The sequence below is a fragment of the Pseudomonas sp. SMSB3 genome, from assembly GCF_052041965.1.
GTDB lineage: Bacteria > Pseudomonadota > Gammaproteobacteria > Pseudomonadales > Pseudomonadaceae > Aquipseudomonas.
In genome coordinates, this window is sequence record NZ_JBKGGV010000005.1 from 19,257 (window position 1) to 39,034 (window position 19,778).

The following is a 19,778-nucleotide window of genomic DNA, read 5'->3' on the forward strand; positions in this document are numbered from 1 at the left end:
GATGACGCCTACCGACGCCAAGCGCCCGCTGCAGCTCAATGATCAGGGCCAGCTGCGCCATTTTCTCTCGCTCGACGGTTTGCCCCGCGAACTGCTCACCGAGATCCTCGATACTGCCGACTCGTTCCTCGAGGTCGGCGCCCGGGCCGTGAAGAAGGTTCCGTTGCTGCGCGGCAAGACCGTGTGCAACGTGTTCTTCGAGAACTCGACCCGTACCCGCACCACCTTCGAGCTGGCGGCCCAACGCCTGTCGGCCGATGTGATCAGCCTGAACGTCTCGACTTCCTCGACCAGCAAGGGCGAGACCTTGTTCGATACCCTGCGCAACCTGGAAGCCATGGCGGCAGACATGTTCGTCGTGCGCCATTCCGATTCGGGCGCGGCGCATTTCATCGCCGAGCACGTGTGCCCGGATGTCGCCGTGATCAACGGCGGTGATGGCCGCCACGCGCACCCGACCCAAGGCATGCTCGACATGCTGACCATCCGCCGCCACAAGGGCAGCTTCGAGAACCTGTCGGTGGCCATCGTTGGCGATATCCTGCATTCGCGCGTGGCCCGCTCCGACATGCTGGCGCTCAAGGCGCTGGGCTGCCCGGACATCCGCGTAATCGGTCCGAAGACCCTGATCCCGATTGGCATCGAGCAGTACGGGGTGAAGGTCTACACCGACTTGGCCGAAGGCCTGAAAGACGTTGACGTGGTGATCATGCTGCGCCTGCAGCGCGAGCGCATGGCCGGCGGCCTGCTGCCCAGCGAGGGCGAGTTCTACCGCCTGTTCGGCTTGACCACGGCGCGCCTGGCCGCGGCCAAGCCCGACGCCATCGTCATGCACCCGGGCCCGATCAACCGTGGCGTGGAGATTGAATCGGCAGTGGCCGATGGCAAACATTCGGTGATTCTCAACCAGGTCACCTACGGCATCGCCGTGCGCATGGCCGTGCTGTCCATGGCCATGAGCGGGCAGAACGCGCAACGTCAATTCGAGCAGGAGAACGCCCAGTGACCATCAGCATTCTTGGCGCTCGGGTCATCGACCCCAACAGTGGCCTGGACCAGGTCACCGACCTGCACCTGGACAGTGGCCGCATCGTGGCGATCGGCGCCAGCCCCGCGGGCTTCAGCGCCGGCCGCACGATTGACGCCAGCGGCCTGGTAGCCGCCCCTGGCCTGGTCGATCTGGGCGTATCGCTGCGCGAGCCCGGCTACAGCCGCAAAGGCACCATCGCCAGCGAAACCCGCGCAGCGGTGGCTGGCGGGGTCACCAGCCTGTGCTGCCCACCGCAGACCAAGCCGGTGCTCGATACCTCGGCGGTCGCCGAACTGATCCTCGATCGCGCCCGCGAAGCCGCCAACAGCAAGGTCTACCCGATCGGCGCCTTGACCAAGGGCCTGGAGGGCGAGCAACTGGCTGAATTGGTCGCCCTGCGCGATACCGGCTGCGTGGCGTTCGGCAACGGCCTCAAGGAGATCCCCAACAACCGTACCCTGGCCCGCGCGCTAGAGTACGCGGCCACCTTCGACCTGACCGTAGTGTTCCACTCCCAGGACCGTGACCTGTCCCAGGGTGGGCTGGCCCACGAAGGAGCAATGGCAAGCTTCCTCGGTTTGCCGGGCATTCCGGAAACCGCTGAAACCGTGGCCTTGGCGCGTAACCTGCTGCTGGTGGAGCAAACCGGCGTACGTGCTCACTTCACCCAGATCACCAGCGCCCGTGGCGCGCGCCTGATCGCACAGGCGCAGCAGCTAGGCTTGCCGGTGACGGCCGACGTCGCGCTGTATCAGCTGATTCTCACCGATCAGTCGCTGCGCGAATTTTCCAGCCTGTACCACGTACAACCGCCGCTGCGCACCGCGGCAGACCGCGATGGCCTGCGCGAGGCGGTGAAGTCTGGCGTGATCCAGGCAATTTCAAGTCACCATCAGCCCCACGAGCGCGATGCCAAGCTGGCGCCGTTCGGCGCTACCGAGCCCGGTATCAGCAGTGTCGAGCTGTTGCTGCCGCTGGCCATGACCTTGGTCGAAGAGGGTTTGCTCGACCTGCCGACCTTGCTCGCTCGCCTGAGCAGTGGCCCGGCCCAGGCCCTGCGTCTGCCAGCCGGCGAGTTGAAAGTCGGCGCCGCCGCCGACCTGGTGTTGTTCGACCCGCAAGCCTCGACCGTAGCTGGCGAGCGCTGGCACTCACGCGGCGACAACTGCCCGTTCATCGGCCACTGCCTGCCGGCCACGGTGCGTTATACCCTGGTCGACGGGCACATTTGCCACCAGGCCTGAGACCCGGCTGCAAGCTTCAAGCAAAAGCCTGATCTGCTTTTGCTTGCAGCTTGCATCTGCTTTTCCTACCGCTCGTAGCTTCAAGCTTGAAACTCTTCATCCTTCCCCCCATATGAGTCTGCATCAGGCAATTTTGCCCCGCTGCGTGGAGACTCTCCCTTGACCACCATCGTTTCTGTCCGCCGTAACGGCAAAGTCGTCATGGGCGGCGACGGCCAGGTATCACTCGGCAACACCGTGATGAAAGGCAACGCGAAAAAAGTTCGGCGCCTGTACCACGGCCAGGTCATCGCCGGCTTCGCCGGTGCCACCGCCGACGCCTTCACCCTGTTCGAGCGCTTCGAGGGGCAGTTGGAGAAACACCAGGGCCACCTGATTCGCGCCGCCGTCGAACTGGCCAAGGAATGGCGCACCGACCGTTCGCTGAGCCGCCTGGAGGCCATGCTGGCGGTGGCCAACAAGGACGCCTCGCTGATCATCACCGGCAACGGTGACGTGGTCGAGCCAGAAGACGGCCTCATCGCCATGGGCTCCGGTGGCGCCTATGCCCAGGCCGCTGCCCGCGCCCTGCTCAACAAGACCGATCTGTCGGCGCGCGAAATCGCCGAAACCGCCTTGAATATCGCCGGTGACATCTGCGTGTTCACCAACCACAACCTGACCATCGAGGAGCAGGACCTGGCCGAGTGATCTGCTGTTCTGGCGTCCCGCCCACGGCGGGACTTTTCCACGCCGAACACTCCGCTTCAGGACCGTACTGACCATGTCCATGACCCCCCGCGAGATCGTCCACGAACTCAACCGTCACATCATTGGCCAGGATGACGCCAAGCGCGCCGTGGCCATCGCCCTGCGCAACCGCTGGCGGCGCATGCAGCTGCCTGCCGAGCTGCGCGCCGAAGTGACGCCGAAGAACATCCTGATGATCGGCCCGACCGGCGTCGGCAAGACCGAAATCGCCCGCCGCCTGGCCAAGCTGGCCAACGCGCCGTTCATCAAGGTCGAAGCGACCAAGTTCACCGAGGTCGGCTATGTCGGGCGTGATGTCGAGTCGATCATCCGCGACTTGGCTGACGCTGCGCTGAAGATGCTGCGCGAGCAGGAAATCATCCGCGTGCGCCACCGTGCCGAGGACGCCGCCGAAGACCGCATCCTCGACGCCCTGCTGCCCCAGGCGCGGGCCTCGAGCTTCAACGAGGAAGCCGCGCAGACCAGCAGCGATTCCAACACCCGCCAGCTGTTCCGCAAGCGCCTGCGCGAAGGCCAGCTGGACGACAAGGAAATCGAGATCGAGGTGGCTGACAATGTCGGCGTCGAGATCGCCGCGCCGCCCGGCATGGAAGAGATGACCAACCAGCTGCAGAGCCTGTTCGCCAACATGGGCAAGGGCAAGCGCAAGACCCGCAAGCTGAAGGTCAAGGAAGCGCTGAAGATGGTGCGCGACGAAGAAGCCGGTCGCCTGGTCAACGAGGAAGAACTCAAGGCCAAGGCACTCGAAGCGGTGGAGCAGCACGGTATCGTGTTCATCGACGAGATCGACAAGGTCGCCAAGCGCGGCAATGTCGGCGGCGCGGATGTCTCGCGCGAGGGCGTGCAACGTGACCTGCTGCCGCTGATCGAAGGCTGCACGGTCAACACCAAGCTGGGCATGGTCAAGACCGACCACATCCTGTTCATCGCTTCCGGCGCTTTCCACCTGAGCAAACCCAGCGACCTGGTACCGGAACTGCAGGGTCGCCTGCCGATCCGTGTCGAACTCAAGGCGCTGACCCCGGAAGACTTCGAGCGGATCCTGCGCGAGCCGCACGCGTCGCTGACCGAGCAATACAGCGCGCTGCTCAAGACTGAAGGCCTGAACATCGAGTTCGCCGCCGACGGCATCAAGCGTCTGGCCGAGATCGCCTACCAGGTCAACGAGAAAACCGAGAACATCGGAGCCCGTCGCCTGCACACCCTGCTCGAGCGTCTGCTTGAGGAGGTGTCGTTCAGCGCCGGCGACCTGGCCAGCAGCCACGACGAAGCGCCAATCAGCATCGACGCGGCCTACGTCAATAGCCACCTGGGCGAACTGGCGCAGAACGAAGACCTGTCGCGGTACATTCTCTAAGTTGCAAGTTATAAGCTGCAAGTGACAAGCTGATCCTCGTCGCTTGCAGCTTCAGAGAGAGAATTAGGACCATGGCGCGTCTGCCCACCGCGATCAACCTGCACAAAGCCTCCAAGACCCTCAGCCTTACCTACGCGCCCGGCGAGGTCTATCACCTGCCTGCCGAATTTCTGCGCGTGCACTCCCCATCTGCCGAGGTCCAGGGCCATGGCAATCCGATCTTGCAAGTCGGCAAGATCAATGTCGGCCTGGTCGGCCTTGAGCCTGCTGGCCAATATGCACTGAAATTGACCTTCGACGACGGCCACGACAGCGGACTGTTCACCTGGGAATACCTCGAACAGCTCTGCCTGCGCCAACAGCAGCTGTGGGCTGACTATCTCGATGAACTGCACAACGCCGGAAAATCCCGCGACCCGGCCGAATCAGTGGTCAAACTCATGCTCTAGCTCAAGCCTTGCAGGTTTTAGAGCGCATTTTCTAATCTCATCTGTTTGAATGCCTTACAGACAGCCCCTGGAAGGGTTGTCTTGCGCATTACATGAAAGTCGGGTAACCAATGGAACTGGCAAGCTCCCTGCATCGCCTTGCAGGCAGGCACTGGCTGGTGTGTCGAGGTCGCGAGCGAAAGCAGGCAGTCTTTACCCATAACCTTCGCAGCTCATCGCCCACGCATCCGGCCCGCAGCACCGCTGTTCCTTATCACTGGTCACCCGAGTAGCAGTACCGGGCTGTCGACTGTGCACTGGCCACAGCAAACCGGTACTCGTCTCAGGACAACGGAGCGTCGCAGATGAGTAACAAGAACAACGATGAGTTGCAGCGCCAGGCCTCGGAAAACACGCTGGGCCTGAACCCGGTCATCGGCATCCGCCGCAAGGACCTGCTGAGCTCGGCGCGCACCGTGCTGCGCCAGGCGGTGCGCCAGCCACTGCACAGCGCCAAGCATGTCGCGCATTTCGGCCTGGAGCTGAAGAACGTGCTGCTGGGCAAGTCCAGCCTGACCCCGGAAAGCGACGACCGCCGCTTCGCCGACCCGGCCTGGAGCCAGAATCCCCTGTACCGCCGCTACCTGCAGACCTACCTCGCCTGGCGCAACGAATTGCAGGCGTGGATCGGCGACAGTGACCTTTCGCCACAGGACATCAGCCGTGGCCAGTTCGTCATCAACCTGATGACCGAAGCCATGGCGCCGACCAATACCCTGTCCAACCCGGCTGCGGTCAAGCGCTTCTTCGAGACCGGCGGCAAGAGCCTGCTCGATGGCTTGTCCAACCTGGCCAAGGACATGGTCAACAATGGCGGCATGCCCAGCCAGGTCAACATGAATGCCTTCGAGGTCGGCAAGAACCTGGGCACCAGCGACGGCGCGGTGGTCTTTCGCAACGACGTGCTCGAACTGATCCAGTACAGCCCGATCACCGAACAGGTGCATGCCCGCCCTTTGCTGGTCGTGCCGCCGCAGATCAACAAGTTCTACGTATTCGACTTGAGCCCGGAAAAGAGCCTGGCACGCTTCTGCCTGCGCTCCCAGCAGCAGACGTTCATCATCAGCTGGCGCAACCCCACCAAAGCCCAGCGCGAGTGGGGCTTGTCGACCTACATCGATGCCTTGAAAGAAGCCGTGGACGCGGTCCTGGCGATTACCGGCAGCAAAGACCTGAACATGCTCGGCGCGTGCTCCGGCGGGATCACCTGCACGGCGCTGGTCGGTCACTATGCGGCCCTTGGCGAGCAGAAGGTCAACGCCCTCACCCTGCTGGTCAGCGTCCTGGACACAACCCTCGATACCCAGGTGGCGCTGTTCGTCGACGAGCAGACCCTGGAGGCGGCCAAGCGCCACTCCTATCAGTCAGGGGTGCTCGAAGGCAGCGACATGGCCAAGGTATTCGCCTGGATGCGCCCCAACGACCTAATCTGGAACTACTGGGTCAACAATTACCTGCTGGGCAACGAACCGCCGGTGTTCGACATCCTGTTCTGGAACAACGACACCACGCGCCTGCCCGCTGCGTTTCACGGCGACCTGATCGAAATGTTCAAGAACAACCCGCTGACCCGCGCCGACGCGCTGGAGGTCTGCGGCACCCCCATCGATCTGAAGCAGGTCCAGTGCGACATCTTCAGCGTGGCCGGCACTGCCGATCACATCACCCCTTGGCAGTCGTGCTACCGCTCGGCGCACCTGTTCGGCGGCAAGATCGAATTCGTGTTGTCCAACAGCGGCCATATCCAGAGCATCCTCAATCCACCCGGCAACCCCAAGGCACGCTTCCTGACCGGTGCCGATCGCCCAGGTGATCCGATTGCCTGGCAGGAAAACGCCGACAAGCACGCCGATTCATGGTGGCTGCATTGGCAACGCTGGTTGGGCGAACGCGCAGGCGACTTGAAGAAGGCCCCCACGCGCCTGGGTAATCGTGCCTACCCTGCCGGCGAAGCAGCCCCTGGCACCTACGTACACGAGCGCTAAGTTGCAACGCCGTGGCCGCGCGGTGCGTGCCACGGTGCATCCTCCAGCCACAGAGCCACGCGCATGCCGCTACCCTACGTTTTTCGCACCGTCGAACTGGACGAACAATCCATCCGTACCGCAGTGCGTCCAGGCAAGCCGCACCTGACGCCGCTGCTGATCTTCAATGGCATCGGGGCCAACCTGGAGCTGGTCTTCCCGTTCATCGAAGCCCTGGACCCAGACCTGGAAATCATTGCCTTCGACGTGCCCGGCGTCGGCGGCTCGTCGACCCCGCGCCACCCGTATCGCTTCCCCGGTCTGGCCAAGCTCACCGCGCGCATGCTCGATTACCTGGACTACGGCCAGGTCAACGTCATCGGCGTGTCCTGGGGCGGCGCGCTGGCCCAGCAGTTCGCCCACGATTACCCCGAACGCTGCAAGAAACTGGTGCTGGCGGCCACCGCTGCCGGCGCAGTCATGGTACCTGGCAAACCCAAGGTGCTGTGGATGATGGCCAGCCCAAGGCGCTATGTGCAGCCTTCGCATGTGATGCGCATCGCTCCGCTGATCTATGGCGGCGGCTTTCGCCGCGATCCCGAGCTAGCCATGCATCACGCCGCCAAGGTGCGCTCCGGCGGCAAGCTGGGCTACTACTGGCAGCTGTTCGCCGGGCTCGGCTGGACCAGCATTCACTGGCTGCACAAGATCCAGCAGCCGACCTTGGTGCTGGCCGGTGACGACGACCCGCTGATTCCGCTGATCAACATGCGCCTGCTGGCTTGGCGAATTCCCAATGCCCAGCTACACATTATCGACGACGGCCACTTGTTCCTGATTACCCGGGCCGAGGCCGTCGCGCCCATCATCATGAAATTCCTCCAACAAGAACGTCAGCGCGCGGTCATGCACCCCCGCCCGGCTCCGGGTGCGTGAAGGTGAGGTGAAAGCAGCGGCAGCGCTGCACAGGGTCAGACAAGGAGTGTTGCCATGCAAGACCACCCGGGCAAGGGAGCGCCGACGCATCCCGCCACCCACAGCGATGCGCACCAGGCCATTCTCGGCGTGCGTGGCCGTGACCTGTTGTCGACCTTGCGCAGCGTGGGACGCCACGGCCTGGGCAATCCGCTGCCCACCGCCCGCCACCTGCTGGCCCTGGGTAACCAGCTGGGGCGGGTGATGCTTGGCGATACCCCGTACCAACCCAGCGCCCGCGATAACCGCTTCGCCGATCCAACGTGGCGCCAGAATCCGTTGTACCGGCGTAGCCTGCAAGCCTACCTGGCCTGGCAGAAACACACCCGCCTGTGGATCGACGAAACTCACCAGAATGCCGATGACCGCGCCCGCGCGCACTTTGTGTTCAACCTGATCAATGACGCCCTGGCGCCGAGCAACTCGCCGCTCAACCCGCTGGCGGTCAAGGAGCTGTTGAATACCGGTGGGCAGAGCCTGGTGCGCGGTATCGGCCATCTACTCGATGATCTGCGCCATAACGATGGCTTGCCACGGCAGGTGGACGAGCGTGCGTTTCAGGTGGGCGAAAACCTGGCGGCCAGCCCTGGCGCGGTGGTGTTTCGCAACGAACTGCTGGAACTGATCCAGTACCAGCCGATGAGCGAAAGACAACACGCCCGGCCCGTGCTGGTGGTGCCGCCGCAGATCAACAAGTACTACATCTTCGATCTGCAACCGACCAACAGCCTGGTGCAGTACATGCTCAAGAACGGCCTGCAGGTCTTCATGATCAGCTGGCGCAACCCCGATCCGTGTCATCGCGAGTGGGGCCTTTCACGCTATGTACACGCCTTGGAAGAAGCGCTCGACGCCTGTCGCAGCATCAGCGCCAGCCGCGACCCGCACCTGATGGGCGCCTGCGCAGGCGGGCTGACCATGGCCGCGCTACAGGGCCATCTGCAGGCCAGGCAGAAGCTGCGGCGGGTGCGCAGTGCCACCTACCTGGTGAGCTTGCTCGACAGCCAGTTCGATAGCCCGGCGAGCCTGTTCGCCGACGAGCAGACCCTCGAGGCGGCCAAACGCCGGTCGTATCAGCGCGGGGTGCTGGACGGTGGCGAGGTGGCGCGTATCTTCGCCTGGATGCGGCCCAATGACCTGATCTGGAACTACTGGGTCAACAACTACCTGCTGGGCAAGACACCGCCGGCATTCGACATCCTTTACTGGAACGCCGACAGCACGCGACTGCCGGCCGCTTTGCACCGTGACCTCCTGGACTTTTTCAAACTCAACCCGCTGACTCGTGCCGCAGGCCTGGACGTGTGTGGTACGCCCATCGATCTCGGCCAGGTCGACCTGGACAGCTTCACCGTAGCCGGCAGTAATGACCATATCACCCCTTGGGACGCGGTGTACCGCTCGGCCCTGCTGCTCGGCGGCGACCGGCGCTTCGTGCTGGCCAATAGCGGGCACATCCAGAGCATCATCAACCCACCCGGCAACCCCAAGGCGCACTACCTGGAAAACCCCACATTGGCGAGTGATCCACGGGCCTGGTTGCACGACGCACAACGCCGCGAGGGCAGTTGGTGGCCAGCATGGCTGGAGTGGATCAAGCCACGTTCAGGGCCGCTCAAGGCGCCACGCAGCGCGTTGGGCAATGCCCGTTATCCTGCACTGGGCCCCGCACCGGGCACTTACGTGCTGAGCCGATGAGAAGCCTGACTGATGAAGACCCGCGACCGCATCCTCGAATGCGCCCTGCAGTTGTTCAATCAGCAGGGCGAGCCAAACGTCTCGACCCTGGAGATCGCCAATGAGCTGGGCATCAGCCCTGGCAACCTGTACTACCACTTCCATGGCAAGGAGCCTTTGATCCATGGGCTGTTCGAGCGTTTCGAGGATGCGCTGATGCCGTTGCTCGACCCGCCTGTGCACGTGCGGCTGGATGCCGAGGACTACTGGCTGTTCCTGCACCTGATCGTCGAGCGCATGGCGCAATACCGCTTTCTGTTCCAGGACCTGTCCAACCTCAGCGGGCGCCTGCCCAAGCTGGCACGCGGCATGCGCGGCCTGATCAACGCACTCAAGCGCACCTTGGCGGCCTTGCTGGCCAGTCTCAAAGGCCAGGGCCAGGTGGTCAGCGGCACCCAGGCACTGGGGCAGCTGGTCGAGCAGATCACCTTGACCCTGTTGTTCTCGCTGGATTACCAGCGCGTACTGGGGCGCGAGGGGGATGTGGGCGTGGTGGTCTATCAGGTGATGCTGCTGGTCGCGCCGCATCTGCACGAACAAGCGCGCGACGCGGCGCAGGCGCTTGCGATGCGGTATCTGGAGGTTTGAAGCCGGCGCTTCGCGGGGCGATCCTGGCTAGCCCGCGAAGCGCCCCCAGCCGCTGTCAAATCAGCGTGCCGGTGCCGCTTGGCGCCGATGGCGCGGTGCTGGCCGAAGCTGCAGATGACGTCTGCTCAGCGCTGGCAGCATCACTGCCAGAGGCGGCCGCCGGCTTGCGTGGTGCCTTCTTGGCGGCGGGCTTGGCGGCGGCTCTCTTCGCTGGCGCGGGCTTGGCCGGCGCCTTGGCGGCTGGCTCGGCTGCTGCCGACTTGCTCGCTGCCGATTTGCTGGCTGCGGGTTTGGCCGCTGCCGATTTTGCCGCAGGCTTGGCCGCGCTCTTGGCCGCGCTCTTGGCTGCAGGTTTGGCCAACGGCTTGGCCGTCGCGTTGGCGGAGGCAGGTTTTTTCGCAGCCGGCGTCGACACAGGGGTCACCGATGCACCGGTCAGTTTCTCGATCTGCCTGGTCAGGGTGTCGACCTGCTGGTGCAAGGCCTTGATCTCGTTACGGCTCGGCACACCGAGGCGCGAAATGGCGCTGTTCAGGCGCTTGTCGAAGGCTTCTTCGAGTTCGCTCCATTTGCCCAAGGCACGGTCCTTGACCCCCGCTACACGCGATGAAGTCGAGGACTTGGCGGTGTCGGCCACCTCCTCTGCGGTCTGCTTGGCCTGTTTCTCGGCCTTCTCACCGTCCTTGACCAGTGAGTCGAACAGCTTGGAGCCGTCCTGGTCGATTTTCGAGTAGATACCCAGCCCTGCCAGCCAGATCTTGCGGGAGTACTTCTCGACCCCGCCGACCCAGGAGCTGCCGTCTTTATCGGACTTTTTCTTGCCAGCCATCCTGCTCTCCTTATGGTTTGTGCGCGACGCGCTCAAGCAGCTGATGCAGCTGTTCAAGCTTGATGGACAACGCCTCAACGTCATGTTTAGACGGAATGCCAAGGCGATTCAAGGCGCGACCTACCCGTGCGTCGAAAGCTTTTTCGATCTTTTCCAGGCCAGTTTCGACGTTACCCCGCACTCGGCTGATTTCAACGCTTGCCTCGTCGATGTGCTGATTGGCCGCGTCGAGTTCTTCGTCGATGCGCTGTTTGCCGCGTTTCTCGACACCTTCGCCGGCCTTGACCAACGCGTTGAAGTAATCGGCGCCATCCTGCCCGACCCGAGCGTAGGCGCCGATGCCGGCCAGCCAGATCTTGCGCGCATAGCCGCGCACTTCGCCCAGCGTGCCGGGCGCGTCGTCTTTTTTCTTCACAGTCACTTTGGCCATGCTCTGTACCTCATGCTCATCAGTGGAGGGAAACTGCCCGTAGAAACGGATTGAACACACGGTAGGGAAGAAAATTAGAAACTGCACCCTAGCGCAAAGCGGGATTTATCTACCTCTGCTGCCTGGGGCGTTCGACTTAGGGTCGCGGGTCACCTCAAGCGGAGCCCAACCATGCACCCTTCCCGACTTTCCTCCGTAGTGCCGGCCAGGCAACAGGTAGCGGCCTGTTTCGCCGGGCGCCCGACGTTGCGCCAGACCGTGGCCAAAGAAGGCTTCAGCGTGCTGCAGGCCAGATGCCCATGGATCAGCCATCACTTTCCCCGCGTGCAGTCGCTGGAGCACATCTGGCTGATGCCAGCCCACCAAACGCCTGCCGTCGCCTTGGTAGATACATTGCTCGAGCATTGGCTGACCCACCAACCCTTGCGCCTGGCCGCCGATTCGCAGCTCAGTATGGCGCCTCCTGAACCCTTACGCGCGCCTGAGCATCCTGCAGGCGAGCATGCATTTGCTGACAACGTCATGCCGATGGAGCAGCTCAGTGCCGACTTCAATGTGTTTCTGGAAGCATTGGTCGAGGTGTTTCAACGGGCACAGGTCAGCTACTGGACCGGCAGCGAACCCGGCTCGGACATCTCGCGTCTGCACTGGGTGGCGCAACTGCTCAAAGGCATCCTGCTTGCAAACATCGAGTATCAAGGCCTGGCCGACGACGAGAAGGAGCTGCTGTACGCCCTGAGCGAGGGCGGTGCGCAGGCACCGAGGGTTTCTGCCCTGCAGATCACGCTGCTCGATCAGGGCATCACCCATGAGCGGAATCTCCCTGACCTGCTGGTGCACGTCGAGCGCGGCGGTCGGCAGACGCTGCTGTGGTGCAACCCCTGCGCAACCGTTCGCAGCTTCAACAGCCTCGAGGCCTTCGGCACGGCACTGGACGGCTTTCTGTCGCAGATCTATCGCTTCGACGCGATGACCTGGGCCTGTCAGAAGCTCGAGGAGGATCCGTTCGCCTACCTGGCCATGCAACTGCTGAACGGGGTGCTCGACAGCCTGGGACGGCTTTGCCGCGAGGATGTTACCGAGGTTTCGGTGCTCGAAACGCTGTACAGCCTGTTGAGCGACCCCTCGTGGGTGTTCTGCGACAGTGAAGTGGCCCCTGCCGTCACGTTCCATGCCGCGCTGCCCGCCTGGCTTGACCAAGCCAGCGCCACCGATCGCTTCGAGTATCAACAGGTACTGTTCGAGCTGGCTGCGCGCCAGGCCCTGAGCAAGGGCGGCGCATCGACGAGCGATATCGACAGCCTTGAGCAGTATGCGGCGCGGCGCCTGAGCGAGCAGATGCGGCTGGACCACCCGGACAGCCCAGCGCTGGATCCGGACGCGTTGCAAGTGTCGATCGCCCAGGTGGTACAGGTGTCTTCCACAGGCCCGGCACGCCTGGAACCGCTGCGCACGGAGAGCCTGACCGCGTTGGCGATCGCGCGGCTGCGCGGCAGCGACAATGAGGCGCTCACTGGCGTGACCGATAGCGATTCAGGCAGCGTGCCAGCCTGGATGAATCCGGACTATGTCCAGCAGATGGTCTACACGCTGGATATCGGCGGCCAGTATCCGCTGTACGTCAAAGCCCGACTCGACGAGGCTGCCAGCCACCCGCAGCGTCTGCAGGCGTTCGCCGTCGAGTGGCGAACTGCGCTGTTGCTCAACGCCCTTCGTGCCAGAATCGAGCGACGCCTGAGCGAAAACGCATGGTACGCCTTGTCGGGTTTCTGCCGCACCCGCTCGAGCGAGGCGACGGACATTCAGATGGCCCCGCTGGCGTTTCGCTGCACCCCGCAAGCCTCGGCAGCCAACACTGTCCACTACACGTTTCTGCTCAGATTCGTCGCCCTGGACTGCTGGGTGCTGTATCGACCGCTGTTGATCGACGACGCCATCAGGCAATACGACAATCTCGGTCAGTTGATGGCTGACATTCGCGCCGAAGGCGAACTTCAGCAGAACATGCTGGCGTGGCTGGACGACGATGCCCGGGACATCTACGCCGACGGCGGCTTCGCCAAACCCAACCTGCATCGCGACCTCGCCGAACTGGCACACCTGCTGGGGGGGGCTCCGGGCATTCTGGACGCATTGCTGCGAGCGCAGCGAGTGCCGGCGAGCATTTCATTCACGGCCTGGCAGGGCGACCTGGACAACCCCATGTTCCAGGCCCGGGGACAAGCACTGACATTGCTCGCCTCGCGGCAAAGCCCCTCCAATGCACAACTGCGCTGGAGCATGATTACGCAATTGGCCTGGCTCGCGTTCGATACCCTCGTCGCCTTGTTACCGGGGCCAGTGGCGAGCGTGCTGTGGCTGCTGGGCAGTCTCAAGGCCATCAAGCAGGATATGGCGGCGCTCACTGACGGCGGCCAGGGCGAGCGCGTGCTAGCTGGCGTCGATCTGCTGATCAATCTCGCCATGTTGCTAAGCCATCGGCATGGCGCGGGCGAGGTCGACACCGCCGCCTCATCATCCATCGAACCCAAGCTGCTGGGCGTTCAGAAGCGCCAGGCAGAAACCACCTTCGCCTGCGAGGAACCCCGACAAGTTGCCTGGAAACCCGTCGAGCAGCTGCCACAGGCACCGCTCAACGTCACGCGCTGGGCCGACACGCAGCGGCTTGGCAACCTCTCGGCTGAGCAACGTCAGCGCCTGAACGGACTGCGCGCAGCCATAGACCTGCGCGGCAGGCAGCCAGAACCGCATGGCCGTTTGCGTGGGCTGTTCAAGGTGGAGGGCCGTTACTATGTCGACCTTCAGGGCAGTGCCTTCGAGGTTCAGGAAAGCTGGTCAGGTCTGCACATCATCGGGCCTGAGCAATGGCGTAGCGAATGGTCCAGCCAATGGGGCGGTAACCCAGACGGCTATTACATCGCCGGTCGCGAGCGCAGCGTGGGTCCATGGGTCACGCGCTGGAACGGCCAGTGGGCGCTTGGCCTGAACCTCGCAGGAGGCATGCCCAGGACCCGCCAGGCCATCAGCGAGGCGAATCACAAAGCTTACCTGGCACTCAAGGAGACGACCAAGGCCAACAATGCCGCCTTGGTCAAACTCGATGACCTGGCGCGGCCCAACACCGCCCGCATGATCCCGTATGAAGAGGCTACGCAGGCACTCAGGCAGGACATCGAGCGCTTGCCTGAAGATCAGGCAGGCACTTTGCCTGACGAGCTCAAGGCGCGGCGTGATGCCCTGACGCAAATGCGCCGCGAGCTGCATCCGCACATCCATATGCTCGCGTTGCTGCGCGAAAAGCAGGCGGCCTACCTGGTGGCCAACATCGACTTGTACACACAGCTGTGCGAGCCTCGCTTCGCCCGCTTCGACCCCATCGAAACAGCGCGATACGCCCGTGGGCAGTGGTCCGAGCAGCTGCTGGACAATGACATGTACCTGTTCCATCGCCTGCTCGAAAGCAACGACTACGACAGCATCAAGACCAGCTCCAACACCCTGGCGAAGCTGGAGTGGGGCGAGGAGCAAGCGTCGCTCTATGCCAGCTACCGTGAGCGCCTGGGCAGTGCGCTGGACGTGCATCGCCGGCTATTGGTGGTCAGTACACGCCTGGACGAAAACCTCACGGCCTTCATGGGCGATGCGCAGGTGCAGTTCGACAACAAGGCGCAGAAGATCAACCGCTATGTCGATCAGCGCTACTATTCGACTCTACTGGTACGGGGCCAGATCGTCAGCGACCTGGCCCACCTGACCCTTGACCGCGATCTGTTGACGCTGGAGAGCTTCGACGAACTGCTGCGCCTGCAGGCCGGGCTGCATGACAGCGACCTGCAGCGCGCGATACTCAGCCATGATGGCCTGGCCACCGCCGAACTGCCCGCTGATCAGCAAGCAGAGATATTGAGCAACGTCGTGCGTGAATACGACCGCTCGCTCGCCGTGGCCAACTATATGCTGGCCGTCGAGGATCCGGCGATCAACGCAGCCAGGCTGACTGAATACAGCACCAGCCTGTCGGCCATCAAAGCCCTGGCCGAGCGGGACCTGAGCCATCGCTTGAAGGAGCAGGCCAGCGGTGTCGCCGCGCCACTGCGCGCGCTGCCGTACCGGCCCAAGCCCGGCAAAGCCAAGTTGATCCGGACCGCACGCGGCAAGGCGGTGCTGGCGCAGCAGGGCTCGAATGAGGACCATGCCGTCCAGCGCGACCCGATCACCCGGCAGTCGGTGGCGCGCTTTGAGCTGCGCGGTGATCGCTGGTACGAAGTGTCCGCCCCAGCGGCTGAAAAAAGCGCCACGGCGTTGCGCAACATCGGTACCGGACTGTTGGCGCGCAAGGAGCAACAGCTCGCCCTGGCCGCCCGCTACACCAGCGAGCCGAACAGCCTGGCCGACCTGTTGGACTGGCATATCAATGACATGACTGAAATCGCCAGCCAGCTTGAGGCAGGCCCCGATAATGGCCACGCGCTGGCCGGGCGCCTGCGCCTGGCAGCCGAGGAGATGGAGCGCGAAAAAAACCGCCTGCTCACCGCGGCCTACATCGACACGCGCCACCCGGACAGTACGGCGCTGCGCTACCTGCTGGCACGGGGCGAGGTGGACATCACCCTGGCAAAATCGCGCAAGCGTCTGGGTGATGGCGATTTTCTGGATGTCTATGCCATCGACCGGATATCGCCGCGGCGTAAACTCTGGGAGGCACACTTCCATTACACCGATGCCGGGGCCGCACCGCAGGCCTTCGCCAAGGGTCACTTGAAGTTCTGGGAGCCCCGTTCACTGAACCGTGACGAGCAACTGCAACGTTCGACGACCCCCGCCGAGCGCATTCGCATCTACCGCGGCGACCTGAGCCACAAAGAGGCAGCGGAGCTCATCCCCTTCCTCGATTCATAAGCGCGAAAGGCCCTGCGCCTCAGGCCAGGGCCTTGTCCAACGCTCGCTCGATTTCACCCTTGATCGTGCCGCTCATCATCGACAGCATCAGGCCAAGCTTCAGATCCACGCGGATGCTGTCATCGGCGATCTGCACGCTACCCTTGGCGCCGCTGCGCGCCACATCGACGCGGTCGCCATCCCAGGTGGCCTTGAGGTCGTACTCGCGGGTCAGCTTGTCGACCAGCGCCTCGGCCTTGGCACGAGCGGCTTGGCGGCCGAGAGTGTGTTTGCGTTCGACGCTGATCTGGGTCATGCAGGTGTTCCTGGGTATCTAGACATAATCTGCATTATGCCCGCCCCCGCACCCCGGCACACCCTGCCAAGACAAATCCGCTGGTTGGCCCTAGAATGGCGGTAATTTTTTTCGGTGAAGCGATATGAACGACCAGCGCAAAGGCGACCACGCCGAACCCACCACCCATTTTGGCTACAAGGACGTCCCGGAAAGCCAGAAAGCCAAGAAGGTCGCCGAGGTGTTCCACTCGGTGGCGGCCAAGTACGACCTGATGAACGACGTGCTCTCAGGCGGTATGCACCGTCTGTGGAAGCGCTTTACCATCGAGCTGTCGGGCGTGCGCCCCGGTAACCGGGTGCTGGATATCGCAGGCGGCACCGGTGACCTGGCGGCCAAGTTCTCGCGCCTGGTCGGCGTCAACGGCCAGGTGGTACTGGCCGACATCAACGCCTCGATGCTCAAGGTCGGCCGTGACCGTCTGCTCGACCGTGGCGTGGCCGGCAACATCGAGTTCGTGCAGGCTGACGCCGAGCAACTGCCCTTCCCGGACAACCACTTCGACTGCGTGACCATCGCCTTCGGCCTGCGCAACGTCACCCACAAGGATCAAGCGATCCGCTCGATGCTGCGTGTGCTCAAGCCAGGCGGGCGTTTGCTGGTCCTGGAGTTCTCCAAGCCGACCAACAAGCTCATGTCCAAGGCCTACGACGCTTATTCGTTCGCCTTCATGCCCCTGGCCGGCAAGCTGATCACCAACGACGCCGACAGCTACCGCTACCTGGCCGAGTCGATTCGCATGCACCCTGACCAGGAAACCCTCAAGAGCATGATGGTCGAGGCCGGCTTCGACCGCGTCACCTACCACAACATGACCAGCGGTATCGTTGCCGTGCACCGGGGAATCAAACCCTGATGCTGCTGGCCGGGCTGCTCGCCAGTGTCGAACATGGCCTGAACCGTGTCCTGCGCATGGACAGCACGGCCATGCCGCGGCTGGCCGCGCTGGAGGGCAAGGTCATCGAAATCGACTGCCGGCAACCGGCCATGCAGGTGTTCATCTTGCCCGATGACGAAGGCCTGATGCTCGCTGCCCACTGGGAGGGCGAGGTCGCCTGCAGCCTGCGCGCGCCGGCAACCAGCCTGGCGCAGCTGGCCCTGGCCAAGGACAAGACCGCGGTGCTGCACGGCCCGCAGGTCGAGCTGCACGGCGACAGCGCCGCGCTGCTCGATCTGTTCGGCGTGCTGCAGGACCTGGAGGTGGACTGGGAGCATGAGTTGCAACGCTGGCTCGGCCCGGTTGCCACGGCGCTGCTCGCTGGCCACATCCGCCTGCGTGCGCGCTGGACCCGCCAAGGCCTGGCACGCTTCAGCCAGAGCCTGTCCGACTACCTGGCCGAAGAATCGCGTACCCTGGTGGGCAAGCGCGAAGCCGAGGCCGCGTTCAGCGAACTCGACACCCTGAAACTCGACATCGAACGCCTCGAGGCACGCCTCAAGCGCCTTTCCCGATCCCTTGATACCAGCGATAACGCATGAAGCTGCTCGCCGTACGCCGTCTTTTCCGCATCCAGCGCGTGGTCATTCGCTACCGTCTCGATGACTTGCTGTTCGACCAGCCTCTACCGTGGTGGCTGCGCAGCGTGCGCCTGCTGATGCCGTGGCGCTGGCTGCCGCGCAAGGCCTCGCCGCTCACCCGTGGAGCCCGCCTGCGCATGGCCCTGCAGGAACTGGGGCCGATCTTCATCAAGTTCGGCCAGTTGCTGTCGACCCGTCGCGACCTGCTGCCCAACGACATCGCCGATGAACTGATGTTGCTGCAAGACCGGGTTCCGCCATTCGACCCCAAGCAAGCCGTGGCATTGATCGAAGCGCAGCTGGGCGCGCCGGTGGCGCAGCTGTTCAGCCGCTTCGACGTCGAGCCGCTGGCGTCCGCGTCGGTGGCCCAGGTGCATGCCGCACGGCTGAAGACCGGCGAAGAAGTGGTGGTCAAGGTCGTGCGTCCAGGCCTGAAACCGATCATCGCCCAGGACATGGCGTGGCTGTTCCAGATCGCCAAGGTCGCCGAACGCGCCTCGGCCGACGCCCGTCGCCTGCACCCGGTCGAGATCGTCAACGATTACGAAAAAACCATCTACGACGAGCTCGACCTCTTGCGCGAAGCGGCCAATGCCAGCCAGCTGCGGCGCAATTTCGAAGGCTCCGAGCTGATGTACGTACCCCAGGTCTACTGGGACCTGTGCCGGCCCAAGGTGTTGGTAATGGAGCGCATCTATGGCGTGCCGGTGACCGACATGGCCACCCTGGCCGACCAGCGCACCGACATGAAGCTGCTGGCCGAACGCGGCGTCGAGGTGTTCTTCACCCAAGTATTCCGTGACAGCTTCTTCCACGCCGACATGCACCCAGGCAACATCTTCGTCAGCACGGTGAAACCCTGGAGTCCGCAGTACATCGCCATCGACTGCGGAATCGTCGGCAGCCTCACCGCCGAGGACCAGGACTATCTGGCACGCAACCTGATCGCGTTCTTCAAGCGCGACTACCGCCGCGTGGCCGAGTTGCACATCGACTCCGGCTGGGTACCGGCGCAGACCAAGGTCAATGAGTTCGAAGCCGCGATCCGTACGGTGTGCGAGCCGATCTTCGAAAAACCATTGAAGGATATTTCTTTCGGCCAGGTGTTGATGCGCCTGTTCCAGACCGCTCGGCGGTTCAACATGGAGGTGCAGCCGCAGTTGGTGCTGCTGCAGAAAACCCTGCTCAACATCGAGGGTCTGGGCCGTCAGCTGTACCCGGACTTGGACCTGTGGACCACCGCCAAGCCTTACCTGGAGCGCTGGATGCGCGAACGCATGAGCCCCAAGGCCGTGCTCGGCAACATCCACAGCCAGGTCGAGCAACTGCCGCACCTGGCCGACATGACCCGCGACCTGCTCGAGCGCCTGTCGCAACCCCACCTTGAAGACCCGAAAATGCCGGATCGCCGGCATCGCGGCGACCGCTGGGCCTTGCGCCTGCTCGGCGCCGGGCTGCTGGGCGGCGGCGCGGTGTTGGCCACCGGTGCTGCCGAGGCCGCCAGCCTCGCCGCCCCGGCCGCCTGGCCGGCCTGGTTGATGCTGGCCGCCGGCCTTTACCTGATCGTGCGCCAATAGCCAGCCGCGCTGCTGGCTGGCACACTAGCGCAAAGGGCTCGGTACAGGAGCGGGCCCG

At 63.6% G+C, this 19,778-nt stretch carries 16 protein-coding genes; 13 read left to right on the top strand and 3 right to left on the bottom strand.

Features of this window, described 5'->3' with window-relative positions; genetic code table 11:
* The first annotated feature begins 1 nt into the window (after position 1).
* The 9 genes from ACLEJW_RS10545 to ACLEJW_RS10585 all read left to right on the top strand — a co-directional run bounded on the left by ACLEJW_RS10545 (position 2) and on the right by ACLEJW_RS10585 (position 10,133).
* Positions 2 to 1,006 (top strand): aspartate carbamoyltransferase catalytic subunit, encoded by a 1,005-nt coding sequence (locus tag ACLEJW_RS10545; RefSeq protein WP_145189692.1) that lies wholly within the window; start codon positions 2 to 4, stop codon positions 1,004 to 1,006.
* The gene (locus ACLEJW_RS10550) at positions 1,003 to 2,274 is read left to right on the top strand and encodes a dihydroorotase (protein ID WP_440777514.1); all 1,272 of its coding nucleotides are present in this window, start codon (positions 1,003 to 1,005) and stop codon (positions 2,272 to 2,274) included. The genes ACLEJW_RS10545 and ACLEJW_RS10550 overlap by 4 nt, the downstream gene beginning before the upstream one ends.
* Positions 2,275 to 2,433: 159 nt before the next feature.
* Positions 2,434 to 2,964 (top strand): ATP-dependent protease subunit HslV, encoded by a 531-nt coding sequence (gene hslV / locus ACLEJW_RS10555; protein WP_023533032.1) that lies wholly within the window; start codon positions 2,434 to 2,436, stop codon positions 2,962 to 2,964.
* Between the two features lie 73 nt (positions 2,965 to 3,037).
* Positions 3,038 to 4,381, top strand: a complete 1,344-nt coding sequence (gene hslU, locus ACLEJW_RS10560; RefSeq protein ID WP_145189688.1) for an ATP-dependent protease ATPase subunit HslU — start codon at positions 3,038 to 3,040, stop codon at positions 4,379 to 4,381.
* Positions 4,382 to 4,452: 71 nt separating this feature from the next.
* Entirely contained in the window at positions 4,453 to 4,830 is a 378-nt protein-coding gene (locus ACLEJW_RS10565; protein ID WP_145189686.1) for a gamma-butyrobetaine hydroxylase-like domain-containing protein, read from the top strand.
* A gap of 344 nt (positions 4,831 to 5,174) precedes the next feature.
* Complete coding sequence (gene phaC / locus ACLEJW_RS10570; RefSeq protein ID WP_145189684.1) at positions 5,175 to 6,854, top strand: class II poly(R)-hydroxyalkanoic acid synthase; 1,680 nt, start codon at positions 5,175 to 5,177, stop codon at positions 6,852 to 6,854.
* A gap of 63 nt (positions 6,855 to 6,917) precedes the next feature.
* On the top strand, positions 6,918 to 7,769 hold the full coding sequence (phaZ, locus tag ACLEJW_RS10575) for a poly(3-hydroxyalkanoate) depolymerase (protein ID WP_145189682.1): 852 nt from the start codon (positions 6,918 to 6,920) through the stop codon (positions 7,767 to 7,769).
* A 54-nt stretch (positions 7,770 to 7,823) separates the two neighbouring features.
* Complete coding sequence (phaC, locus tag ACLEJW_RS10580; protein WP_440777515.1) at positions 7,824 to 9,506, top strand: class II poly(R)-hydroxyalkanoic acid synthase; 1,683 nt, start codon at positions 7,824 to 7,826, stop codon at positions 9,504 to 9,506.
* Between the two features lie 12 nt (positions 9,507 to 9,518).
* Positions 9,519 to 10,133, top strand: coding sequence for a TetR/AcrR family transcriptional regulator (locus tag ACLEJW_RS10585; protein WP_145189678.1), 615 nt, complete (start codon positions 9,519 to 9,521; stop codon positions 10,131 to 10,133).
* A 55-nt stretch (positions 10,134 to 10,188) separates the two neighbouring features.
* Here the strand turns inward: ACLEJW_RS10585 and ACLEJW_RS10590 are convergent, their stop codons facing one another.
* Both ACLEJW_RS10590 and ACLEJW_RS10595 read right to left on the bottom strand, forming a co-directional pair.
* Positions 10,189 to 10,962, bottom strand: a complete 774-nt coding sequence (locus tag ACLEJW_RS10590; protein WP_313459292.1) for a phasin family protein — start codon at positions 10,960 to 10,962, stop codon at positions 10,189 to 10,191.
* 10 nt (positions 10,963 to 10,972) lie between these two features.
* Positions 10,973 to 11,392, bottom strand: a complete 420-nt coding sequence (locus tag ACLEJW_RS10595) for a phasin family protein (RefSeq protein ID WP_145189673.1) — start codon at positions 11,390 to 11,392, stop codon at positions 10,973 to 10,975.
* Between the two features lie 171 nt (positions 11,393 to 11,563).
* Here ACLEJW_RS10595 and ACLEJW_RS10600 point away from each other — a divergent pair, with 171 nt between their 5' ends.
* Positions 11,564 to 16,291 carry a hypothetical protein gene (locus tag ACLEJW_RS10600; protein WP_440777516.1) on the top strand — a complete coding sequence of 1,576 codons (4,728 nt, stop codon included), beginning with the start codon at positions 11,564 to 11,566 and terminating at the stop codon, positions 16,289 to 16,291.
* A 19-nt stretch (positions 16,292 to 16,310) separates the two neighbouring features.
* Here ACLEJW_RS10600 and ACLEJW_RS10605 read toward each other — a convergent pair whose 3' ends face one another.
* Positions 16,311 to 16,586, bottom strand: coding sequence for a polyhydroxyalkanoic acid system family protein (locus ACLEJW_RS10605; RefSeq protein WP_145189667.1), 276 nt, complete (start codon positions 16,584 to 16,586; stop codon positions 16,311 to 16,313).
* Positions 16,587 to 16,710: 124 nt separating this feature from the next.
* On the opposite strand from ACLEJW_RS10605, the gene ubiE reads away from it, so the two are divergent.
* From ubiE to ubiB, 3 genes are read left to right on the top strand one after another with little or no spacing between them, the layout of a single operon-like run.
* Positions 16,711 to 17,481 (top strand): bifunctional demethylmenaquinone methyltransferase/2-methoxy-6-polyprenyl-1,4-benzoquinol methylase UbiE, encoded by a 771-nt coding sequence (gene ubiE, locus ACLEJW_RS10610; protein ID WP_313645997.1) that lies wholly within the window; start codon positions 16,711 to 16,713, stop codon positions 17,479 to 17,481.
* A complete protein-coding gene (locus tag ACLEJW_RS10615; protein WP_440777517.1) occupies positions 17,481 to 18,104 on the top strand; it encodes a ubiquinone biosynthesis accessory factor UbiJ in 624 nt (207 codons plus the stop codon). The genes ubiE and ACLEJW_RS10615 overlap by 1 nt, the downstream gene beginning before the upstream one ends.
* Entirely contained in the window at positions 18,101 to 19,720 is a 1,620-nt protein-coding gene (gene ubiB, locus ACLEJW_RS10620) for a ubiquinone biosynthesis regulatory protein kinase UbiB (protein WP_440777518.1), read from the top strand. Before ACLEJW_RS10615 ends, ubiB begins: the two co-directional genes overlap by 4 nt.
* The last annotated feature ends 58 nt before the right edge of the window (positions 19,721 to 19,778 follow it).

What these genes read in the sequence shown, in the direction of transcription:
- ACLEJW_RS10585 (WP_145189678.1), top strand. Translation starts at nt 9,519, where the DNA reads ATGAAGACCCGCGACCGCATCCTCGAATGCGCCCTGCAGTTGTTCAAT.
- phaZ (WP_145189682.1), top strand. Translation starts at nt 6,918, where the DNA reads ATGCCGCTACCCTACGTTTTTCGCACCGTCGAACTGGACGAACAATCC.
- ACLEJW_RS10600 (WP_440777516.1), top strand. Translation starts at nt 11,564, where the DNA reads ATGCACCCTTCCCGACTTTCCTCCGTAGTGCCGGCCAGGCAACAGGTA.
- ubiE (WP_313645997.1), top strand. Translation starts at nt 16,711, where the DNA reads ATGAACGACCAGCGCAAAGGCGACCACGCCGAACCCACCACCCATTTT.
- ACLEJW_RS10565 (WP_145189686.1), top strand. Translation starts at nt 4,453, where the DNA reads ATGGCGCGTCTGCCCACCGCGATCAACCTGCACAAAGCCTCCAAGACC.
- ubiB (WP_440777518.1), top strand. Translation starts at nt 18,101, where the DNA reads ATGAAGCTGCTCGCCGTACGCCGTCTTTTCCGCATCCAGCGCGTGGTC.
- phaC (WP_145189684.1), top strand. Translation starts at nt 5,175, where the DNA reads ATGAGTAACAAGAACAACGATGAGTTGCAGCGCCAGGCCTCGGAAAAC.
- ACLEJW_RS10605 (WP_145189667.1), bottom strand. Translation starts at nt 16,586, where the DNA reads ATGACCCAGATCAGCGTCGAACGCAAACACACTCTCGGCCGCCAAGCC.
- hslU (WP_145189688.1), top strand. Translation starts at nt 3,038, where the DNA reads ATGTCCATGACCCCCCGCGAGATCGTCCACGAACTCAACCGTCACATC.
- ACLEJW_RS10615 (WP_440777517.1), top strand. Translation starts at nt 17,481, where the DNA reads ATGCTGCTGGCCGGGCTGCTCGCCAGTGTCGAACATGGCCTGAACCGT.
- ACLEJW_RS10590 (WP_313459292.1), bottom strand. Translation starts at nt 10,962, where the DNA reads ATGGCTGGCAAGAAAAAGTCCGATAAAGACGGCAGCTCCTGGGTCGGC.
- ACLEJW_RS10595 (WP_145189673.1), bottom strand. Translation starts at nt 11,392, where the DNA reads ATGGCCAAAGTGACTGTGAAGAAAAAAGACGACGCGCCCGGCACGCTG.
- ACLEJW_RS10545 (WP_145189692.1), top strand. Translation starts at nt 2, where the DNA reads ATGACGCCTACCGACGCCAAGCGCCCGCTGCAGCTCAATGATCAGGGC.
- phaC (WP_440777515.1), top strand. Translation starts at nt 7,824, where the DNA reads ATGCAAGACCACCCGGGCAAGGGAGCGCCGACGCATCCCGCCACCCAC.